Source organism: Streptomyces sp. NPDC050439 (genome assembly GCF_040655335.1).
Lineage (GTDB): Bacteria > Actinomycetota > Actinomycetes > Streptomycetales > Streptomycetaceae > Streptomyces.
In genome coordinates this window covers 54,549-74,378 of sequence record NZ_JBFAJT010000005.1, presented here as the reverse complement: position 1 = coordinate 74,378, position 19,830 = coordinate 54,549, and the positions used below count along the sequence as shown (strand labels likewise).

The 19,830-nt window shown below is 72.0% G+C and carries 17 protein-coding genes; 9 read left to right on the top strand and 8 right to left on the bottom strand.

The features are described from left to right. The first annotated feature begins 74 nt into the window (after nt 1-74). The gene (locus tag AB0I66_RS21290; protein WP_363209468.1) at nt 75-758 is read left to right on the top strand and encodes a DUF4232 domain-containing protein; all 684 of its coding nucleotides are present in this window, start codon (nt 75-77) and stop codon (nt 756-758) included. Here AB0I66_RS21290 and AB0I66_RS21285 read toward each other — a convergent pair. Further along, nucleotides 724-1,779: a biotin/lipoate A/B protein ligase family protein gene (locus tag AB0I66_RS21285; RefSeq protein ID WP_363209467.1), complete on the bottom strand. Its 1,056-nt coding sequence runs from the start codon at nt 1,777-1,779 to the stop codon at nt 724-726. The genes AB0I66_RS21290 and AB0I66_RS21285 overlap by 35 nt on opposite strands. A gap of 103 nt (nt 1,780-1,882) precedes the next feature. Between AB0I66_RS21285 and AB0I66_RS21280 the strand changes: the two genes are divergently transcribed. Both AB0I66_RS21280 and AB0I66_RS21275 read left to right on the top strand, forming a co-directional pair. Further along, a complete protein-coding gene (locus tag AB0I66_RS21280) occupies nt 1,883-3,340 on the top strand; it encodes a basic amino acid/polyamine antiporter (RefSeq protein WP_363209466.1) in 1,458 nt (485 codons plus the stop codon). An 83-nt stretch (nt 3,341-3,423) separates the two neighbouring features. Next, entirely contained in the window at nt 3,424-4,686 is a 1,263-nt protein-coding gene (locus AB0I66_RS21275) for an arginine deiminase (RefSeq protein ID WP_363209465.1), read from the top strand. 20 nt (nt 4,687-4,706) lie between these two features. Here the strand turns inward: AB0I66_RS21275 and AB0I66_RS21270 are convergent, their stop codons facing one another. The 3 genes from AB0I66_RS21270 to AB0I66_RS21260 all read right to left on the bottom strand — a co-directional run bounded on the left by AB0I66_RS21270 (nt 4,707) and on the right by AB0I66_RS21260 (nt 7,534). Further along, nucleotides 4,707-5,381: a hypothetical protein gene (locus tag AB0I66_RS21270; protein WP_363209464.1), complete on the bottom strand. Its 675-nt coding sequence runs from the start codon at nt 5,379-5,381 to the stop codon at nt 4,707-4,709. A 130-nt stretch (nt 5,382-5,511) separates the two neighbouring features. Next, nucleotides 5,512-6,606, bottom strand: coding sequence for a chemotaxis protein (locus AB0I66_RS21265; protein ID WP_363209463.1), 1,095 nt, complete (start codon nt 6,604-6,606; stop codon nt 5,512-5,514). Between the two features lie 196 nt (nt 6,607-6,802). Beyond that, entirely contained in the window at nt 6,803-7,534 is a 732-nt protein-coding gene (locus AB0I66_RS21260) for a CPBP family intramembrane glutamic endopeptidase (RefSeq protein WP_363209462.1), read from the bottom strand. Between the two features lie 463 nt (nt 7,535-7,997). Here AB0I66_RS21260 and AB0I66_RS21255 point away from each other — a divergent pair, with 463 nt between their 5' ends. Both AB0I66_RS21255 and AB0I66_RS21250 read left to right on the top strand, forming a co-directional pair. Beyond that, a complete protein-coding gene (locus AB0I66_RS21255; RefSeq protein ID WP_363210035.1) occupies nt 7,998-9,722 on the top strand; it encodes an alpha/beta-hydrolase family protein in 1,725 nt (574 codons plus the stop codon). 160 nt (nt 9,723-9,882) lie between these two features. Further along, entirely contained in the window at nt 9,883-10,713 is an 831-nt protein-coding gene (locus AB0I66_RS21250; protein ID WP_363209461.1) for an inositol monophosphatase family protein, read from the top strand. Here the strand turns inward: AB0I66_RS21250 and AB0I66_RS21245 are convergent. Beyond that, nucleotides 10,649-11,245, bottom strand: a complete 597-nt coding sequence (locus AB0I66_RS21245) for a hypothetical protein (RefSeq protein WP_363209460.1) — start codon at nt 11,243-11,245, stop codon at nt 10,649-10,651. The genes AB0I66_RS21250 and AB0I66_RS21245 overlap by 65 nt on opposite strands. A 98-nt stretch (nt 11,246-11,343) precedes the next feature. Here AB0I66_RS21245 and AB0I66_RS21240 point away from each other — a divergent pair, with 98 nt between their 5' ends. The 3 genes from AB0I66_RS21240 (at nt 11,344) to AB0I66_RS21230 (ending at nt 14,901) form a co-directional block, all read left to right on the top strand. Beyond that, nucleotides 11,344-12,753 (top strand): NAD(P)/FAD-dependent oxidoreductase, encoded by a 1,410-nt coding sequence (locus AB0I66_RS21240; RefSeq protein WP_363210034.1) that lies wholly within the window; start codon nt 11,344-11,346, stop codon nt 12,751-12,753. 147 nt (nt 12,754-12,900) lie between these two features. Then, the gene (locus AB0I66_RS21235; RefSeq protein ID WP_363210033.1) at nt 12,901-14,373 is read left to right on the top strand and encodes an AlkA N-terminal domain-containing protein; all 1,473 of its coding nucleotides are present in this window, start codon (nt 12,901-12,903) and stop codon (nt 14,371-14,373) included. 24 nt (nt 14,374-14,397) lie between these two features. Beyond that, on the top strand, nt 14,398-14,901 hold the full coding sequence (locus AB0I66_RS21230; RefSeq protein WP_363209459.1) for a methylated-DNA--[protein]-cysteine S-methyltransferase: 504 nt from the start codon (nt 14,398-14,400) through the stop codon (nt 14,899-14,901). 69 nt (nt 14,902-14,970) lie between these two features. On the opposite strand, the gene AB0I66_RS21225 is transcribed toward AB0I66_RS21230, so the two are convergent. Both AB0I66_RS21225 and AB0I66_RS21220 read right to left on the bottom strand, forming a co-directional pair. Next, entirely contained in the window at nt 14,971-15,462 is a 492-nt protein-coding gene (locus AB0I66_RS21225) for an NUDIX hydrolase (RefSeq protein WP_363209458.1), read from the bottom strand. Nucleotides 15,463-15,525: 63 nt separating this feature from the next. Further along, the gene (locus tag AB0I66_RS21220; RefSeq protein WP_363209457.1) at nt 15,526-16,587 is read right to left on the bottom strand and encodes an ADP-ribosylglycohydrolase family protein; all 1,062 of its coding nucleotides are present in this window, start codon (nt 16,585-16,587) and stop codon (nt 15,526-15,528) included. 282 nt (nt 16,588-16,869) lie between these two features. Between AB0I66_RS21220 and AB0I66_RS21215 the strand changes: the two genes are divergently transcribed. Then, nucleotides 16,870-18,021: a glycerate kinase gene (locus tag AB0I66_RS21215; protein ID WP_363209456.1), complete on the top strand. Its 1,152-nt coding sequence runs from the start codon at nt 16,870-16,872 to the stop codon at nt 18,019-18,021. A gap of 572 nt (nt 18,022-18,593) precedes the next feature. Here AB0I66_RS21215 and AB0I66_RS21210 read toward each other — a convergent pair. Beyond that, nucleotides 18,594-19,793: a helix-turn-helix domain-containing protein gene (locus AB0I66_RS21210; protein WP_363209455.1), complete on the bottom strand. Its 1,200-nt coding sequence runs from the start codon at nt 19,791-19,793 to the stop codon at nt 18,594-18,596. Nucleotides 19,794-19,830: the final 37 nt, after the last annotated feature.

Here is a 19,830-nt window from a genome sequence, read left to right as displayed (position 1 = left end):
GGCATGATCTCCGCGTGACCGTCATACCGTTCAGACACGTCGCCCGGGTAAGACACGTCGCTGTCCTCGCGGCAGTGACTCTGCTCGCTTCCGGATGTGGGCTCTCGGAGGAGTTCGAGCGGGAGAGGGATCCCGCCCGTACGGCGCCTGCCGAGGACGAGCGGCCTCCTACAGCGGACCGTACGGCTGCCTCTCCCGGGCCCGACTCGCTGACGGAAGCCCCCGACGAGACAGGGCCGCCGGACGTGCCCGACGTGGCATCGCCCTCCTGCCCCGCGTCCGGGGTCCGCATCGAGGCGGGCCTGGTCAACCCGGCCATGGGGCTACGCGCGATGAGCGTGACCCTGACCAACTGCGGAAAGGACACCTACCGCCTGAAGGGCTACCCGAAGATGCGGGTTCTCGACGAGCACCGTGAGCCCCTCGACGTACAGGTCCTCGAAGGCACCGAGCCCATCATGGCGAGGGACGACGACCCCGGCCCGCGCCACACGGTCACACTGAAGCGGGGCGAGGCGGCCTACACCGTGGTCGTCTGGCGCAACACCGTCACCGACACGACGACGACCGCCGTCAGCGGCACCTATCTGAGGGTCACCCCGGCCCCGGGCACCCGCCCCGGGACCGTGACCCCGGAAGGCCGGATCGACCTCGGCAACACCGGACGCATCGGCACGACCGCCTGGCAGCGCAGCCCGGCGGACGAGACGAACCGGACCAGGCTTACGGCACCCGCGCCGTCCACTCCGGCGAGCTGAACTTCGTCCGGGCGAGCTCCCGCGCCCGGGCCATCTCCTCGTCCGTGGCCTTGCCCGCCGTCAGGCCGTACCGGGTGCGGAAGGAGTCGAGCATCCGCTCGATCACTGCCTCGCGGGGCAGGCCGGTCTGGCGGCGCAGTGGGTCCACGCGCTTCTTCGCGCTCTTGGTGCCCTTGTCCGAGAGCTTCTCGCGGCCGATGCGGAGCACCTCGACCATCTTCTCCGCGTCGATGTCGTACGACATGGTCACGTGGTGCAGGACGGCGCCGTGCCCGCCGGCGACCCGCTTCTGGGCGGCGCCCGCGACCTTGCCGGCGTCGGTGGCGATGTCGTTGAGCGGTTGGTACCACGCCTTGATGCCCATGTCGCCGAGGGCGTCGAGCACCCAGTCGTCCAGGTAGGCGTAGCTGTCGGCGAAGGACAGGCCCTGTACGAGGGAGTCGGGGACCGAGAGAGAGTAGGTGATGGCGTTGCCCGGCTCGCAGAACATGGCGCCGCCGCCGCTGATCCGGCGCACCACCTCGATGCCGTGGCGTTCGGTGCCCGCCAGGTCCACTTCGTTGCGCAGCGACTGGAAGCTGCCGATGACGACCGCCGGGGACTCCCACTCCCACACGCGCAGCGTCGGCGGGCGGCGCCCCGCGGCGACCTCCTCGGTGAGCACCTCGTCCAGGGCCATGAGCAGGGCGGGGGACTGGGGTGCCTCGTGGATCAGCTGCCAGTCGTAGTCGGTCCAGTCGGTGGCGTGCGCGAGAGCCCGGCGCACCGCGACACCCACGCCCTCCGACGTGAGTCCGTACAAGACGGCGTTCTCGGGGAGAGCCGCGTCGATGCGGGCGGCGAGGCCCGCGGCGTCGGTGTCGGCGGGGGCGCCCTCCAGGGCGTGGCTCAGCACGTCGAACGCCTCGTCAGGTTCCAGGAAGAAGTCACCCGCCACCCGCACGTGCCGCAGCACGCCGTCCTCGACCTCCAGGTCCACGACGACGAGCTTGCCGCCGGGGACCTTGTACTCACCGTGCACTGTGCTTCCTCCGGACGCGGCCGAATCGCGGACACCGGCAGCCTGCGATTTCATAACAGGACAACTCTGCCCACCAGGGATGAATTCCCGCACAGGGGACTGCATGAGTCACGCTGAGACGACCGACCAGCCCACAGCCGGCGCGTCACCGGCCGTCAAACTGACCCTCGCCACGCTCACGATGATGGTCGTCGGATCGATGGTCGGCGCGGGAGTCTTCTCGCTGCCCCGGCGGTTCGCCCAGGAGACCGGAGTCGCGGGCGCCCTGATCGCCTGGGCCATCGCCGGTACGGGCATGCTGATGCTCGCGTTCGTCTTCCAGGCCCTCGCCGTCCGCAGGCCGGACCTGGACGCAGGTGTCTACGCCTATGCGAAGGCCGGGTTCGGCGAGTATCTCGGGTTCTTCTCCGCCTTCGGGTACTGGGCCAGCGCGTGCGTCGGCAACGTCACCTACTGGGTGCTCATCATGTCGACCATCGGCGCCATCTGGCCGGCCCTCGGCGACGGCGACACCCTGCTCGCCGTGGTGCTCTCCTCGTTCGGCCTATGGGCGTTCTTCCTGCTGATCCGCCGGGGGGTCAAGGAGGCGGCGGCCATCAACAGGATCGTCACCGTCGCCAAGATCGTGCCCATCCTCGTCTTCGTGATCCTGGCGCTCTTCCTCTTCGAGCCGTCGGTGTTCGCGGACAACTTCGGCGGCGCCGACTACGCGGGATCACTGTTCAACCAGGTGCGCGGCACCATGCTGGCCACCGTCTTCGTCTTCCTCGGGGTCGAGGGCGCGAGCGTCTACTCCCGGCACGCCAAGCGCCGCGAGGACGTCGGCCGGGCCACGATCCTGGGCTTCCTCAGCGTCTTCGCCGTCTTCGCCTCCGTCACGATCGTGTCGTACGGGATCATGCCGATGGCGGAGATCGCCGAGCTGCGCCAGCCCTCCATGGCGGGCGTCCTGGAGGAGGCCGTCGGCACCTGGGGCAAGGTCTTCGTCAGCGTCGGACTCATCGTCTCCGTGCTCGGCGCCTACCTCGCCTGGACGCTGATGGCGGCGGAAGTGCTCTTCGTCGCCGCGAAGGACGACGACATGCCCCGCTTCCTGCGGAAGGCCACCTCCGAGGACGTGCCGGTACCCGCGCTCCTGATGACCACCGCGCTGAGCCAGGTGGTCCTGGTCGTCACGATGTTCTCCGACGACGCGTTCAACTTCGCGCTCGACCTGACCAGCGCGCTGAGCCTGATCCCGTTCCTGCTCGCGGCCGGTTTCGCCGTCAGGATCGGCCTCGGGTACGGCCGTGCGGAGGTCGCCGGGCGCAGCACCCGCAAGGAGCTGGTGATCGCGGTGATCGCCACGCTCTACACGGCGTTCCTGCTGTTCGCCGCCGGGCTCAAGTTCGTCCTGGTCTCCTTCATCATCTACGCCCCCGCGACGTTCCTGTTCATCAAGGCCCGGCGGGAACAGAACCGGCGTCTGTTCTCGCCCCGCGAAGCCGTCATCTGCGCCGTCTCGATCGCGGGCGCCGTCGTGGGCGTGATCGCCCTCGCGGTGGGCTGGATCGAACTCTGACCGGCCACCGCCCCCCTGCTGACGGCTCTTCCACTGCCACCGGGCCTCCGTAGCCACCGACCGAAAGGCGCACCGTGACCACCGTGACCAGCCACGACAATTCCGCCGCACCGACGTTCGGTGTCCACTCCGAGGTCGGCAGGCTGCGCAAGGTCCTGGTCTGCGCGCCCGGTCTCGCGCACCGCAGGCTGACCCCCACCAACGCCGACGACCTGCTCTTCGACGACGTCATGTGGGTGGAGAACGCCCAGCGCGACCACGCCGACTTCGTCATCAAGCTGCAGCAGCGCGGCGTCGAGGTCGTCGAACTGCACGACCTGCTCGCCCAGACCGTCGCGCTCCCCGAGGCCAGGACCTGGCTCCTCGACCGGAAGATCACCGCGAACGAGGTCGGCCCCGGCCTCATCGACGACACCCGCGCCTTCCTGGAGACGCTGGAGCCCCGGCAGCTCGCCGACTACCTCATCGGCGGCCTGGCCACCGCCGATCTGCCGGACGAGTTCCGCTCCGGATACGCGGCGCTCGTACGTGAATCCACCGGCGTACGCGAATATCTGATGCCGCCGCTGCCGAACACTCTCTACACCCGCGACACCACGTGCTGGCTGTACGGAGGTGTCACGCTCAACCCGTTGTACTGGCCTGCCCGGCACGACGAGACGCTCCTGATGAAGGCCGTCTACCGATTCCACCCCGACTTCACCGGCGCCACGGTGTGGTGGGGCGACCCCGAACTCGACTGGGGACAGGCGACGTTCGAGGGCGGCGACATCATGCCCGTCGGCAACGGCGTCGTCCTGATGGGCATGAGCGAGCGGACCTCGCGCCAGGCCATCACGCAGGTGGCCGCCGCGCTGTTCAAGAATGGCGCGGCCGAGCAGGTCATCGTCGCGGGCATGCCCAAGCTGCGCTCCGCGATGCACCTCGACACCGTCTTCACCTTCGCCGACCGCGACATCGTCACGCTCTACCCGAAGATCATGGACGCGGTGCACTCCTTCACGTTGCGCCCCAGCGACAAGGCGGCGGGCGTCGAGATCACGGACGAGGGATCGCGCGCGTTCGTCGACGTCGTCGCCAAGTCGCTTGCCCTGCCCGAGCTGCGCGTCATCGAGACGGGCGGGGACGTCTACGCCTCCGAGCGGCAGCAGTGGGACAGCGGCAACAACGCCGTGGCCCTGGAGCCGGGCGTCGTCTTCACCTACGACCGCAACACCCAGACCAACACGCTGCTGCGCAAGGCGGGCGTCGAGGTCATCACGATCGTCGGCGCCGAACTCGGGCGCGGCCGCGGCGGCGGGCACTGCATGACGTGCCCGCTCGTCCGCGACGCGGTGGACTTCTGAGAGCCCTTGTCGTACGAAGGCTAGTACCGCTGCGCCTTGACCAGCTTCGCGGACAGCTTCGGCTCCGGGGGCTCGTGGCTGATGGCGTACCGCTGGGCCCGCTTGCCCGGTTCGAGGTCCTCCGTGCCGACGTAGCGGGTCTCCGCGACCTTGCCCGACGAGTCGACGAAGTCCACCTGGACGGCGAAGTCCGCCGTCTTGTCCGTCCTGTTGGTGAAAGTCACCACGGAGGCGAGCACCCCGCCGGTCTCGGAGCGCGGCTTGCCCGTCATGGAGACGTCGGACATCGCGTTGCCCCGCCCGTCGACACCCTTCAGGGCGTCCTTGGCGGCCTGGTTGGCCCGTTCCGTGTCGGCGGACACGGACGCCTCGAATTCGTCCGCGCGCTCGGACGAGGAGGCCTCCGCCTTCGACGCGGAGGCGCGGGCGGACTCGGCGGCCTCCGAGGCCTGCGACTTCAGCGGCGACGCCGTCTTCTTGGAGAAGGACGACGAGTCCGGGGCCGTCGGCCGTTCGCTGACCGTCCGGCTGCCCTCGGCGGACGGGGCGTCGCTGTCGGTGCTGCACGAGACGAGCGCGGCGGCGGCCGCCACCGTGGCGGCGATCGTGAGGGCGGCGGACACCGCGGGCCCGCGGTGCGCGGGGCGGGTGAGGCGCGTGGGGCGCCGCTTCCCGCGGGGCGGCAGGGGTTTCATTGCTGCGGTCCTTTCCCGAAGCTGTGCTGGGCGTGGGGCGCATTGCTGGGCGTGGGGCGCATGGGGCGTGTGGCACGCGTGCGGCGATGTGAGTGCGCGTGGGGCGACGTGAGTACGCGTGGGACTGACGTCAGTACCGCAGGGCGCAGGCGATCCGGCCGCGTTCTGTGAGCGTGCCCTCGGGCACGAAGCGGACCTGCGCGCCGGTGTCCAGGGCCCGCTCGACGATGTCGTCGACCACGTCGTCCACCGCGTCGAGGTCGTCGCCGTCGGCCGGCACGAGGTGCCCTCCGTCGTCGCGTACGGTCGCCTGATAGGTGTCCTCCACGGCGAGGAGGCGGACCCGGTCCGTCGTCACGTTCTGCCAGACCTCGTCGAGACCGGCGGCGTACTGGCGACGGCCTTGCGCCGCGCTCAACTCTTCGACCACGGAGTCGAGTTCGGACCTCTCCCGGGTGGCGAGGAAGGGGCGCGCCGCCTGCCACACCGCGTCCGCCGGGCCGTGCGCGAGGCCGCCGTGGGGTACCCGTGTGGCCCCCTTGATGGCCGTGCCGACGTCGTCGAGGAGGGAGAGCGCCTGGGTTTCCCCGGCCACGAACAGGGGGCGTGGGTGAGCGTGGAGCACACCGGCCACGGCGTGGTCCGCGTCGCGCAGGAACTTGCGTGTGTGCTCGTCGCGGAAAGTGCTCGGCAGGTCGCCGATCCGCTCCTTGCGCTCGGCGTCGGGGTCCTCCAGGCTCCGGGTGAGCGGGAAACCGTCCGCCGTGTGTTCGACGACCCGCTCCGGGGTGCCGTTCCACAGCGAGACGCGGTCGGCCGAGACGGCGAGGACCCAGTACGGACGCTCGGCGGCCTGCGCCGCGACGACGTTACGCGTCAGGAAGGTGTCCGAGAGCACCACGCGTGAGGGCACCGTCCTGGCCAGCGACCACACCTGGTGCTCGCCGGGGGCGGCGAAGACGGCGAGCCCGTCCTCGGCGTGCACCAGGTCGATCTCCGCCACCGCCCGGTCCAGCTGCGCGGCCACCTCGATCCGCTGCTCCCTGGCCACGGCCGGGTCGGACTTCAGGCGCTCCTTGGCCTCGGCGACCAGATTGCGCAGCCGAACGGGATCCTGGGCGTTGTCCGGTTCCCTGCGGTGGGTCGGCAGCAGGACCGTGACGGCGGGGTAGGGGCGCGGCCGGCGCAGCCCGGCCAGTGCGGCCGGGTTGAGGGAGGGATGCATGGAGTGACCCTTTCGGGGCGGGGCGGCGGATGAGGAGCCTCCGGGGAGGTTTTACGCCTTGAAATGCACCATATGCCGGTTCGTCGGCCGTGGCACTTCCCCCGGGGGTGCCGTTTCGGCAGGCGTTCGGTCTCGGCTTCGGTTCACGGCAGCAGGCAGCCTCACGGCAGCGGCAGCTTCACCGCGGCAGGCAGCTTCACCGAAGCAGGAAGCCGAAGACGTACCCGAGGGCGTTGGTGGCCCAGTGCAGTCCCATGGGGGCGAGCAGGCTCGTGCTGCGGCGGCGCAGTTCGCAGAAGAGGCAGCCCGCCAGGGCGGTGAAGAGGACGGCCCCGGCGTCGACGACGATCACGCCGAGGACCGAGTCCCCGAAGACGCCGCCGAGCGCGGGCTTGGCGTCGGCAAGCCCGAGCGACGGCAGGATGTGCCAGAGGCCGAAGAGCCCCGACGAGATCAAGGTCGCGGCGAGGGGTCCGCGAGCGCGCAGCAGCAGACCGAACAGGACGCCCCGGAAGGCCACTTCCTCCAGCAGGACCGTGCCGAACGGAACCGTCACGAGCACCCGCAGTGCGACTTCCCCGCCGCTCAGGCCGCTCTGCCGCTGGTCCTCGAACAGACCGCGGGTGAGGGGCAGCGCGGCCGCCACGGCGTACCCCGCGGCGACGATGCCGATCAGGGCCAGCGCCCACCCCAGACCGCGCAGGAGGGTGCCGCGCGCGAGGCCCACGTCGGCCCACCGCCCGCCGGACCAGTACACGATCGCGAGCAGCACCGCCGTCGCCAGGAGGGAGACGGGGAGGCTCCAGTCCCGTGCCCAGCGGTTGTTCGCGAGGTTGGTGAGGACGAGAACGGCGACGGTGGCGGTGACCGCGGTCGCCGTCGCGACTGGACGCCGCAGCGGCCGCCGCGAGGCGGGGCGGGCGTGCATCCGTCCATCGTGCGGTCGCCGGGCAGACGCGGCGACCGGAAGGGACGGGCCGCGGTGGGTGCGCGGCGGAGTCATCGCACGGACGCGGTCGGGTCGGCGTGCGTACGTCTGCGAGTCGCCGCACGTACGTGGCGGAGTCGCCGTGCGTCCGGGAGGCACTCAACCTGAGGCATGAGAGAGCGCGCGTCCCGCCCGCGCCCATATCGCCCGCGCGGACTTCGTGGCCGTCGACTGCCTGACCCTCGGGGACGCGAGAGGGGCGGTCGACGCACTCAACGCCGAGCGTTAGCGCGCCCGCCGCCACCTCCGCGCCATCTGCGTACTGTTTGCACGAAATGCACTAAATACACGAAATGCGTGTACGAGTGTTCTGAGTGAGCGGGAGGTGGCGGTGAACCTGAGGCGTTCGGCGAAGAGCGCGCCCGGGCGTGCGGAGGCCTGGCGAGGAGCTGCGCAGCGGGCCGTGCGGCGGGCCGGCGCGGTCGCGCGGCGGCCGTACTGGGAGCGGCCCGACCCCGCCTACCTCGTCCGGCGCTGGCCCGACCTCACCGCCGTCTGCTTCGGCACTGTCTTCTTCTGGCTCTCGCTCACACCCTCCCTCGTGCCCCGCCCCTGGTTCCTGCAGGGCGTCGTCGGCGGGATCACCGCGGCCATCGGCTACGGAATCGGCTCGCTGGTCGCCACCGCCTGCCGCGCGCTGTTCCGGTGGCGGCCGAGCGAGAAGACGCGGGCCCGCCTCTGGCAGGCGTACTGGCTGGCCGGGCTCGTCCTCACCGTCTGGCTGATCGCCGAGAGCGACCACGCGCAGCGGCGCCTGCGCGAGCTGCAGGGGCTGCCGCCGTCGATGCCCTGGCACACACCGGTCATCATGCTGATCGCCGTGCTGCTCTGGGCGCTGTTCCTGCTCGCGGCCCGCGGCGTCCGGCTGGGGGCGCGCAGGCTGATCCGCGGGCTGAACCGGTTCGTGCCGCTGCCCGTCGCCGTCGGACTCGGCCTCGCGCTGAGCGCGCTGATCGTCACGGTCGGGCTGCGCGACGTGGTCTTCCAGCGCGGCGTCATCGACCTCGCGGACCGCATCGCGTACGAGACGAACGGCGGCACCGAGGAAGGCATCCGGCGGCCGGAGTCCCCACTGGTCTCGGGCGGGCCCGGCTCGCTCCTGCAGTGGCGGGACCTCGGATTCCAGGGCCGTAACTTCGCGGGGTCCACGCCGACGAAGCAGCAGATCGGCGCGTACACGGGCCGGCCCGCGAAGGACCCCGTCCGCGTCTACGTCAGCGCGTCGGCGCCGGAGGCCTTCAGCAACCGGGACCCGTTCGCGGCGAAGGCCCGGCTCGCCGTGCGGGAGCTGGAGCGGACCGGCGCGTTCGAGCGGGACGTGCTGGCGATCGCCGGGACGACGGGGACCGGCTGGGTCAACGCCGACATCAGCGAGCCCCTGGAGTACATGCACGACGGCGACACGGCCATCGTCGCCGTCCAGTACTCCTACCTGCCCAGCTGGGTCTCCTTCCTGGTCGACAAGGAGCGTGCCGCGCAGGCCACGCGGCAGCTCGTGGACGCGGTCCTCGCGAAGTGGTCCGCGCTGCCCGAGGACGACCGGCCCGAGCTCGTCGTGACCGGGGAGAGCCTGGGCGGGTTCGCGATCGAGTCGTCGTTCGACGGCGTGGACGATCTGCTGGCGCGGACGGACGGGGCGCTGATCGTCGGCACGCCGAACTTCGCCCCGATGTCGCGGGAGATCCGCGAGCACCGGGAGGCCGGGAGCCCGGTCTGGCGGCCGCTGTACGGGGGCGGCAGGAACGTGCGGTTCGCTCAGTTCCCCGAGCGGGACCTGAGGCGGCCGGGTCCGCCCGCGGTCTGGGAACACCCCCGGGCCGTCTACCTGCAGAACGCCTCGGACCCGGTCGTCTGGTGGTCGACCGCCCTCTTCCTGCACCGCCCCGAGTGGCTCGAGAGCCCCCTGGGCCCGGACATCACCCCGGCGATCCGCTGGTTCCCCGCGGTCACCTTCTGGCAGACGTCGGTGGACATGGCGGTGTCCTACGGGGTGGAGGCGCCCCACGGCCACCGCTACGGGGCGGGCCCGGTGGACGGGTGGGCGGCGATCGTCCCCCGGGAGGGCTGGACGGACGCGGACACGGCCCGCCTGCGCCGCCACATCGAGGATCGGGAGTCGCCCTACTGAGGTGAGGTGCCTTGTCGACGTGACTCGCCCCACTGAGGTGAGGTGCCCTACTGACGTGGGGGGAGGGCCCGGAGGGCAGGTCACATGGGATTCATCTCGAATCCATGCCCCCTTTCCCTGAGCCGTACGGATTGTCAGTCCGGCGTGCTCTCATGGATGCATGATCGAAGCGATCGAAGACTTTCTTGTACGTGGCGTCCCCGATGTCGAAGAAGCACTCCGCAAGGCCGCGGCGGCCGAGGTCATGCCGCGATTCCGGCAGCTCGCCGAGGGCGATGTCGTCCAGAAGACCGGCCCGCACGACCTCGTGACGGTGGCCGACCGGCTCGCCGAGGAGCAGCTGACGGAAGCACTCACCACGCTGCTCCCCGGCTCCGTGGTCGTGGGCGAAGAAGCGGTGCACGCGGACCCCACGCTGTACGAGGCGATACGCACCGACGCGGCCGTGTGGATCGTCGACCCCGTGGACGGCACGAGGCAGTTCGTGCACGGCGACCCCGGGTTCTGCATGCTGATCGCGCTGGCGTGGCGCGGCGAGGTCATCGCCTCCTGGACGTACGCCCCGGCGCTCGACGAGATGGCGGTCGCGCTGCGCGGCAAGGGCGCCTGGCTCGACGGCGAGCGGCTCGTGGCCGGATCTCCTGGAGAGGTCCTCGAGGTGGCGACCTCGCACCCGGACTTCACCACGCCCGAGCAGAAGCAGGCGCTGCTCGGCCTGCGCGTGGCGGGCGTCGCACCGCGGCCCTGCGGTTCGGCCGGGCTCGAGTATCTGGCCATCGCCAGGGGTGAGTTGGACGCGGTCGCCTTCTCCTGGGAGCTCGCCTGGGATCACGCGGCGGGCCTGCTGCTCGTGGCCGAGGCCGGCGGCAGCAATCGCACCGTGTCGGGCGAGCCCTTCCGAATAGAGGGCGGCAACACGCTGCCGTTCACGGCAGGACGGGACGCCGCCACGGTTGACCGGGTGGTGGAGTTGCTGTCGGCCGCAGCCTGATCTGCGGGGCGTTGCGCGGCTCGAAGTGGAAGCGCACGGTGGTGACCTCGAACTCCGTGACGGTCCCGACGCGCGGCCAGTCCTCGGGGTCGAGGGGGAGATGCCCCAGGTCCACGAAGCCGGCGATCGGCAGCCCCAGGTCGACGAAGAGCCCGGTCCGCCCCGGGCCCCACGGCAGTTCGCTGACCGTGCCGGTCAGGCGGGCGCCCCGGGGAAGAGGGCCTGCCGTTTCCTGCGCCGTCGTGTTCCGGCTGTGCCGGGCCCGCTGCCACGCGGTCTCGAACTCCGCCTCGGAGACCGGCTCTCCGGCGGTGCCGGGGCCGTTCGCCGGCACGCCGTATCTCACCTCGTACAGCTGTGCCCCCAGCGTCTCGAACTCGGCCCGGGTCAAGGCCAGTTCGTCGCGCGAGGCCGCCACGGAGGCCGGTCCTTCCGGGTCGGGAAAGGACGCCTGACGTACAACGGTTCCGTCCTGCCCCGTCTCGAACCAGTCCTCGGAGCTCGCGTCAGCGCGGCGGAACCAGTACGTCACCCGTCAGAGGCTACCCGCGCCCGCGTTGCTGTCGGTGGTCCGGCCTATCCTGGGCGGCAGAGGCCATCGGCAGACAAAGGAGTCCGAAGGTGCCGTCGATGCTTGATGCCGTCATCGTGGGGGCGGGACCGAACGGTCTGACCGCTGCCGTCGAGCTGGCCCGCCGCGGCTTCTCGGTGGCCGTGTTCGAGGCCAAGGACACCGTCGGCGGCGGTGCGCGCACCGAGGAGCTGACGCTTCCCGGATTCCGGCACGACCCCTGTTCCGCCGCGCACCCGCTGGGCATCAACTCGCCGGTGTTCCGCACCATGCCCCTCGACCGGTACGGCCTGGAGTGGCTCCAGCCGCAGCTGCCCATGGCGCACCCCTTCACGGACGGCAGCGCGGCCGTGCTCGCCCGCTCCGTCGCCGAGACCGCCGCCTCGTTCGGGCCGCGCGACGCGGGTGCGTACAGACGACTCGTCGAACCCTTCGTCGGCAAGTGGGACGACATCCTGCGGGACTTCATGGCGCTGCCCTCGACGGCCCTGCCCCGCGACCCGGTGGCCCTCGCGCGCTTCGGCCTCACGGGCCTGCCGCCCTCCACCTGGCTGATGCGGCGTTTCCGCGACGACCGGGCCCGCGCCCTGTTCTCCGGGCTCGTCGCCCATGTCATCGCGCCGCTGGGCGGGCTCGCCACCGGCGCCGTCGGCATGGTGTTCGCGCTGGCGGCGCACGCCCGCGGCTGGCCGGTCGCCCGGGGCGGCTCGCAGTCGATCGCGGACGCGCTCGCCGCGTATCTGAAGGACCTCGGCGGCACGGTCCACACGGACTACGAGGTCAAGCGGCTCGACGACCTGCCACCGGCGCGCGCGTACGTCTTCGACACCTCGCCCACCGCGCTCGCCCGCATCGCGGGCCTGGGGCGCAGCTACGAGAACTACCGCTACGGCGCGGGCGTCTTCAAGATCGACTACGCCCTCGACGGCCCCGTCCCGTGGACGGCGAAGGAGGCCCGAGTCGCGGGCACCGTACAGATCGGCGGCAGCAGCGCCGAGATCGGCGCCGCGCTGAACGCCGCCTCGCGCGAGAACCGCGCGCCCGACCCGCCGTTCCTGATCACCGTGCAGCCCAGCGTCGTCGACCCGTCCCGCGCGCCCGCGGGCAAGCAGGTCTTCTGGGCGTACGGCCACGTGCCGAACGGCTGGGACGGCGACCTCACCGACGCCATCGAGCGCCAACTGGAGCGTTTCGCCCCCGGGTTCCGCGACCGCGTCCTGGCCCGCGCCACCGCGGGCCCGCCCGCGCTCGCCGCCCGCAACGCCAACTACGTGGGCGGTGACATCGCCTGCGGCGCCGCCAGCGGCCTCCAACTGCTGCTGCGCCCCAAGCTCTCCCTCTTCCCGTACGGCACCGCGCACCCGGCCGTCTTCATCTGCTCGTCCGCGACGCCCCCCGGGCCCGGCGTGCACGGCATGTCGGGGCACAACGCGGCGAAGGCGGTCTGGCGCAAGCTGCGCACGTCCTGACGCGCGCGCCCGAGGGGTGAGCCCCTGGAGCCCCGACCGCCCGACCGCCCGACCGCCCCCGACCTCCATGTCGGATTCTCGCCAGCCACCCGCGCCCCCATGCCCGATCCTTGAGGCATGACCACGAGTTCTCCGCCGCTCACCTCGATGCATTCCGACGCCGAGCGCTGCGTACGTGCGGTGCAGTCGAAGGACGCCCGGTTCGACGGCTGGTTCTACACCGCCGTGACCACCACCCGCATCTACTGCCGCCCCAGCTGCCCCGTGGTCCCCCCGAAGCCCGAGAACATGAGCTTCTATCCGAGCGCGGCAGCCTGCCAGCAGGCGGGGTTCCGGGCCTGCAAGCGGTGCCGCCCGGACAGCAGCCCGGGGTCCCCCGAGTGGAATCAGCGCGCCGACCTCGTGGCCCGCGCGATGCGGCTCATCGGTGACGGCGTGGTGGACCGCGAGGGAGTCCCCGGCCTCGCCGGACGCCTCGGCTACAGCACCCGCCAGGTGGAACGCCAGCTCCTCGCGGAACTCGGCGCGGGCCCCCTCGCCCTCGCCAGGGCCCAGCGCGCCCAGACCGCACGCCTGCTCATCGAGACGACCCCGATGCCGATGGCGGAGATCGCCTTCGCGGCCGGGTTCGCCTCGATCCGCACCTTCAACGACACCGTCCGCGAGGTCTTCGCCCTGGCCCCCGGCGAGCTGCGGGAGCGCGCCCCCAAGGCCGCCATGAGGCCGTCCGCCCCCGGCGCGCTCTCGCTCCGCCTCCCCTTCCGCGCCCCGCTCAACCCCGACAACCTCTTCGGCCACCTCATCGCCACCGCCGTACCCGGCGTCGAGGAGTGGCGCGACGGCGCGTACCGCCGCACGCTCCGTCTCCCGTACGGCCACGGAGTCGTCGCCCTCACCCCCGCCCCGGACCACATCGCCTGCCGCCTCAGCCTCACCGACATGCGCGACCTCACGATCGCCATCAGCCGCTGCCGCCGCATGCTCGACCTGGACGCGGACCCGGTCGCGGTGGACGCCCAGCTGAGCGCCGACCCGCTGCTCGCACCCCTGGTGGCCAAGGCGCCGGGGCGCCGGGTGCCGCGCACGGTCGACGAAGCGGAGTTCGCCGTACGCGCGGTACTCGGCCAGCAGGTGTCCACCGCCGCCGCCCGCACCCACGCCGCCCGCCTGGTCACCGCGCACGGCGAACCGGTCGACGACCCCGAGGGCGGTCTCACCCACCTCTTCCCGGCGCCGGAGGCCCTGGCGGCGCTCGACCCGGAGGCACTCGCGCTGCCGCGCAGCCGCCGCACCACCCTGACCACGCTCGTACGCCACCTCGCCGACGGTTCACTGCGGCTCGGCGTGGAGAGCGGCTGGGAGGAGGCCCGCGCCCGGCTCACCGAACTGCCCGGCTTCGGCCCCTGGACCGTCGAGGTCATCGCCATGCGAGCACTCGGCGACCCCGACGCGTTCCTCCCCACCGACCTGGGCATCCGCCGCGCGGCACAGGAGCTGGGCCTCCCGCACACCCCGGCCGCGCTGACCGCGCGGGCCGCCGCCTGGCGCCCCTGGCGGGCGTACGCGGTCCAGTACCTGTGGGCGACCGACGCCCACCCCATCAACCACATCCCGGCCTGACAGCCGGCCCGAGAGGACACGCCCGTGCACCGTCAGCACACACTCATCGACAGCCCCTACGGCCCCCTGACCCTGGTGGCCACCGACGGGGTCCTCAGCGGCCTCTACATGACAGAGCAGCGGCACCGCCCGCCGGAGGAGACCTTCGGAGACCGCGACGCGGGCCCGTTCGGCGAGACGACCAGCCAGCTGGAGGCCTACTTCGAGGGCGAGTTGAAGGAGTTCGACCTGCCCATGCGCCTGGACGGCACGCCGTTCCAGCGCACTGTCTGGCAGCAGCTCCAACTGATCCCGTACGGCGAGACCCGTACGTACGGAGAACTCGCGGCCCTGCTGGGCAAGCCCAACGCCTCACGCGCCGTCGGCCTGGCCAACGGCAAGAACCCCATCGGCGTCATCGTGCCCTGCCACCGGGTGATCGGCACGGGCGGCTCCCTGACCGGCTACGGCGGCGGGCTCGACCGCAAGCAGCGGCTGCTGGCCTTCGAGGGCGCCACCACACCCCGCAAGGAGGACGCCCTCTTCTGACCCTGCCCCTGCCCCTGACCCTGCCCCTGACCCTGGCTCTGGCTCTGGCTCTGGCCCTGACTCTCTGGTTCAGACGGCCCGCACGCCGTTCTCCAGTTCCACGGTCCCCGTCCCCGCGTCGAGCGCCTCAAGTGCGGCCCGCACGCGCAGCCCCAACTCGCCCGGCAGGAACCGGGGCAGGTCCTCGCGGGGCACCAGGCGCCAGGAGAGCAGCTCGTCCTCCTGAAGTCTGATCGACTTCAGCCGGTCGTCGTCGAGCACCCCGCCGTCGTACAGATAGGCGACCAGCGGGGGACGTGCGACACCCGGCACCCAGTCCACCGCGAGCAGCGCGCCCAGCTCGACGTCCAAACCGATCTCTTCCGCGGTCTCGCGGCGCGCGCCCTGGCGCGGTGTCTCGCCCTCGTCCGACTCGACGGTGCCGCCGGGCAGGGCCCATCCCTCACGGTAGTTGGGCTCGACGAGCAGCACGCGCCCCTCGGAGTCCCGGAAGAGGGCGGCGGCCCCGGCGATGATGCGGGGCAGGCCCGCGATGTACGTGGCGTAATCCTGAATGGTCACGTGAAAAGGGTAGACGCGGCGCAGGTCCGGCCCCGAGTGGGCGCGCCCCCGGCCGCTGCCGCCCTACTCCTGCACCAACTCCACGGTTCGCGCGGCCAGTTCACTGATCCGCGCCCCGTCGAAGCCGAACACCGCACTGCGCACCTTGTCCTCCAGGGGGTCCCGCCACTGTGCCGGGATGGCCTTGGCCCCGCACAGCACCCCCGCGACGGACCCGGCGGTCGCGCCGTTCGAGTCGGTGTCGAGACCGCCGCGCACCGTGAGGGCGATGGTGCGGGTGAAGTCACCGTCGCCGTAGAGGAGCCCGGCGGCCAGGACGGCCGAGTTGGGCACGGCGTGGATCCAGCCGAGTCCGGTGGTCTCCGACTCGGCGGTGGCGAGGGTGTCCTCCCAGCTGAGCCCGGCCTCGTGGAGCGTGACGACCCGGCGCACCGTACGGGCGAGCCGGCAGCTGGAGGGGATCACGCCGAAGGCCGCGTCCAGGGCGGCGCGCGCGGTGGCGGCCGAGAACGCCGCCGAGACGAGCGCCGCCGCCCACATCGCCCCGTAGACGCCGTTGCCGGTGTGCGAGAGCACCGCGTCGCGGCGGGCGAGGGAGGCGGCGCGGCGCGGTGCGCCGGGGTTCGTCCAGCCGAAGATGTCGGCTCGGATGAGGGCGCCGATCCACTCCTGGCAGGCGTTCTCGTACGTCGCGGTGAGCGGTGGCTTGAGTCCGTTGGTCAGATTCCGGTACGCGGCGCGCTCCGCGGTGAACGTCTGCAGATAGGGCAGGCGCAGCAGCCACAGTTCGCCGACCTGTTCGGTGCTGAACGTGAACCCGTGTGTCTCCAGGAGGTGCAGTCCGAGGATCGCGTAGTCGATGTCGTCGTCACGGCAGCTGCCGTGCACCTTGCCGCGTACGCACTGCTGCCACTCGGGCCGCAGCTGGAACTCCTCGACCCAGGAAGGGGGTTCGGGCAGGTAGTCGGTGAGCGGCAGTGCGTCGGCCTGCCGCAGATAGCGCTCGATGCGCTCGCGCGTCCAGTAGTCGCCCCGCTCGATGGGTTTGCCGAGCATGTTGCCCGCGATCCGCCCGATCCAGCCGCCGAGAACACGGTCGGCGAGTTCCGTATGTGCTGGGGTCATGCGTCCGGTCTACCGAATCCGGGGCGGTTGTGCGCGGTCAACGTGACGGGTTCGGCGCGGAGCGTGACAGGTTTGTCTGGTTCTCGAAGTCGACGGCGCCGTCTTGATCGATCATTGGACGAGCTCAATGGACCGCTATCACCCCCCTTAGGCCGATTTAAGGGAGGAGTTCGGGGCTCCGATATGCGGACGGCCATGGGCAGGCGGCCCCTCCTCCGGTTATGGTCGCAGCGGCGCGACTGCCTTGACTTGAGCAAGGCCCGGAAAGCAAGGGGATGCAAGGTGGCGGACGCTGCTGGGACGGCGGGGCATGTGCTCATCGCCGCGGACAAGTTCAAGGGCTCACTCACGGCCGTGCAGGTCGCGGAGCGGGTGACGGCCGGGCTTCGCCGTGTCGCCCCGCAGGTGGAGGTCGAGGCCCTGCCGGTCGCCGACGGCGGCGACGGCACGGTGGCCGCGGCGGTCGCGGCCGGTTTCGAGCGCCGTGAGGTGCGGGTGACGGGGCCGCTCGGCGACGAGGTCACCGCGGCGTACGCGCTGCGGGACGGTACCGCGGTGGTGGAGATGGCGGAGGCGTCCGGCCTCCAGCTGCTGCCCGAGGGTGTCTTCGCACCGCTCACGTCCACGACGTACGGCTCCGGGGAACTGCTGCGGGCCGCGCTGGACGCGGGCGCGCGGACCATCGTCTTCGGTGTCGGGGGCAGTGCGACGACGGACGGCGGGGCCGGGATGCTGGCCGCGCTGGGCGCGGTCTTCCTGGACGCGGCAGGGGAGCCGGTGGCGCCGGGGGGCGGCCCGCTCGCCACGCTGGCCTCGGCGGATCTCTCCGGGCTCGACGAGCGCTTCGCCTCGGTCGACCTGGTCCTCGCCAGCGACGTGGACAATCCGCTGACGGGACCGAAGGGTGCTCCGGCGGTGTACGGCCCGCAGAAGGGGGCGTCCCCCGAGGACGTCGCCGAGCTGGACGCGGCGCTCGCGCACTTCGCGCAGGTGCTGGCCGAATCGGTGGGTTCCGCCGCCCTGAAGCACGCGGAGTCCCCGGGGGCGGGGGCGGCGGGCGGCATCGGCTTCGGGGCCCTGGTCGGGCTCGGCGCGAGCTTCCGCCCCGGGATCGAGGTCATGCTGGACGTCCTCGGCTTCGCGCCGGCGCTTGCGAGGGCTTCGCTGGTGATCACGGGGGAGGGGTCGCTGGACGAGCAGACCCTCCACGGGAAGGCTCCCGCGGGTGTCGCGGCGGCGGCTCGCGCGGCGGGTGTCGAGGTGGTGGCGGTCTGCGGCCGGCTGGCCCTTCCGGCCGAGGCCTTGGGCAAGGCGGGCATCCGGCGCGCCTACGCCCTCACTGACGTGGAGCCGGACGTCGCCCGTTGTATCGCCGAGGCGGGGCCCATTCTGGAGACGGTGGCGGAGGGGATCGCCCGCGATTTCCTGGGCTAGGGGGTTTTGCTGGGGCGCGGTGCGGCTTTTGCGCAGTTCCCCGCGCCCCTGAGGTGGTCCGTGCGGTGGTCGGGTACGGCTGGGGCCGGTGGGGGGTGCTCGCGCAGTTCCCCGCGCCCCTGATGGGGTCTGTGCGGTGGTCGGGTACGGCTGAGGCCGGTGGGGGGTGGCCGCGCAGTTCCCCGCGCCCCTGAGGTGGTCCGTGCGGTGGTCGGGTACGCCTGAGGCCGGTGGGGGTTAGCCGCGCGGTTCCCCGCGCCCCTGATGGGGTCTGTGCGGTGGTCGGGTACGCCTGGGGTCGGTGGGGGCTTGTCGCGCAGTTCCCCGCGCCCCTTACGGGGCCCGAGGTAGTTCGGCACACCTGGGGTCGGTGGGGGTTGGCCGCGCAGTTCCTCGCGCCCCTTGCGGGGCCCGAGGTGGTTCGGCACGCCCGGGGTCGGTGGGGGTTGGCCGCGCAGTTCCTCGCGCCCCTTAGGAGGGCCGGGGAGTTTCAGCCCGTCCGGCGTTTGAGGACGAGCTCGGCGGAGCCGGTGATTTTTGGCGCGCGCCCCCGGCCGGGCAGGGACACCGCTCTAGCCAGGCGCCAGCCGATACGCGTCGAGGGCCAGCGTCATCTCCATCAGGTCCCGTGGCCGTGCGAGCGATCGCGAGGTCAGTTGTTCCAGGCGCCGCAAGCGGTTGAAGACCGTGTTCCGGTGGCAGTAGAGCCGCCCCGCGGCCCGCCCCGCCGACCCCTCGCACAGCAGCCACGCGTCCAGCGTCTCGAGCAGCACCGCCCTGTCCGCCGGTTCCAGGGCCAGGACCTCCCCGAACACGTCCGACACAAGGCGCCCCGCCAGCTCCGGCTGACTCACCACGAGCGCCGTCGGCATCCGCTGGTCGAGCCGTACGATCCCGGTCGCGTCCGGCGGACACGTACGCAGCGCCAGCTCGGCGAGCCGCCGCGCATGGCCGAGTTCGGAGAGCCCCGCCACCACGGGGCTGATGCCGCCGGGCCCGGGGCACCGCCCGTCGAGCGCCGCGGTCAGCTCGTCCAGGCCCTCCTCCGCGCCGAGCGCCACCACCCCCACCTCCCGGTCCGTCCGCATCCGCCAGACGAAACGGAACCCGGCCCGCTGGATCTGCCGGTGGAACGCGGCCCGCCCGTCCCGCCGCTCGGCGCGCAGCACCACCACCGCGTACGGCCCGCGCTCCGGCAGATCGAGGCCCGCGGCCACCTGTGAGGCGAGGCCAGGTGCTGACTGCCCTTCCAGGAGGGCGTCCAGCAGCGCCTGCAGCTGCTCGTCGGTGCGCCGCCGCAGCTCCATCTCCGTGGCCCGGTAGGCGTCGGACGCGGCCGCCGCCTGCGCGTCGACCGCCGCCCACACCATCGTCGCCGACCGCATCAGGACGGCGAGCTTCTCCGGGTCCTGCCCCACGGAGCCTTCGAGCAGCGAGTCCCAGACCAGATAGCCCGCGTTGCGGTACGAGTGCACCACCAGGTCCAGCGGCAGCCCCTGCTGGGCCCGCCGCCTGCCCGCCTCCTCCGCGTACTCCAGATCGCGGCGCGGCGACGCGCGCGGCGCGGTGATCGTCTCGATGCCGATGCGCACCGCTTCCTCCGCCTCCCGCCACTGCTGGTCGTACGGCAGCACCCGCGCGTACACCGGGGAGTGCTCGAAGAGCTGCCGCAGATGTTCGTCCACCAGATCGGGGATGCGGGGCTTGAGCGCCACGCACGCCTCCTCGAGCACCTTCCAGTCGTGCCCCGTCCGAGGCCTGCGTCCGCTCATGGATTCCTACCCCCGTCACCGCTGCCCGCCGTGCCCT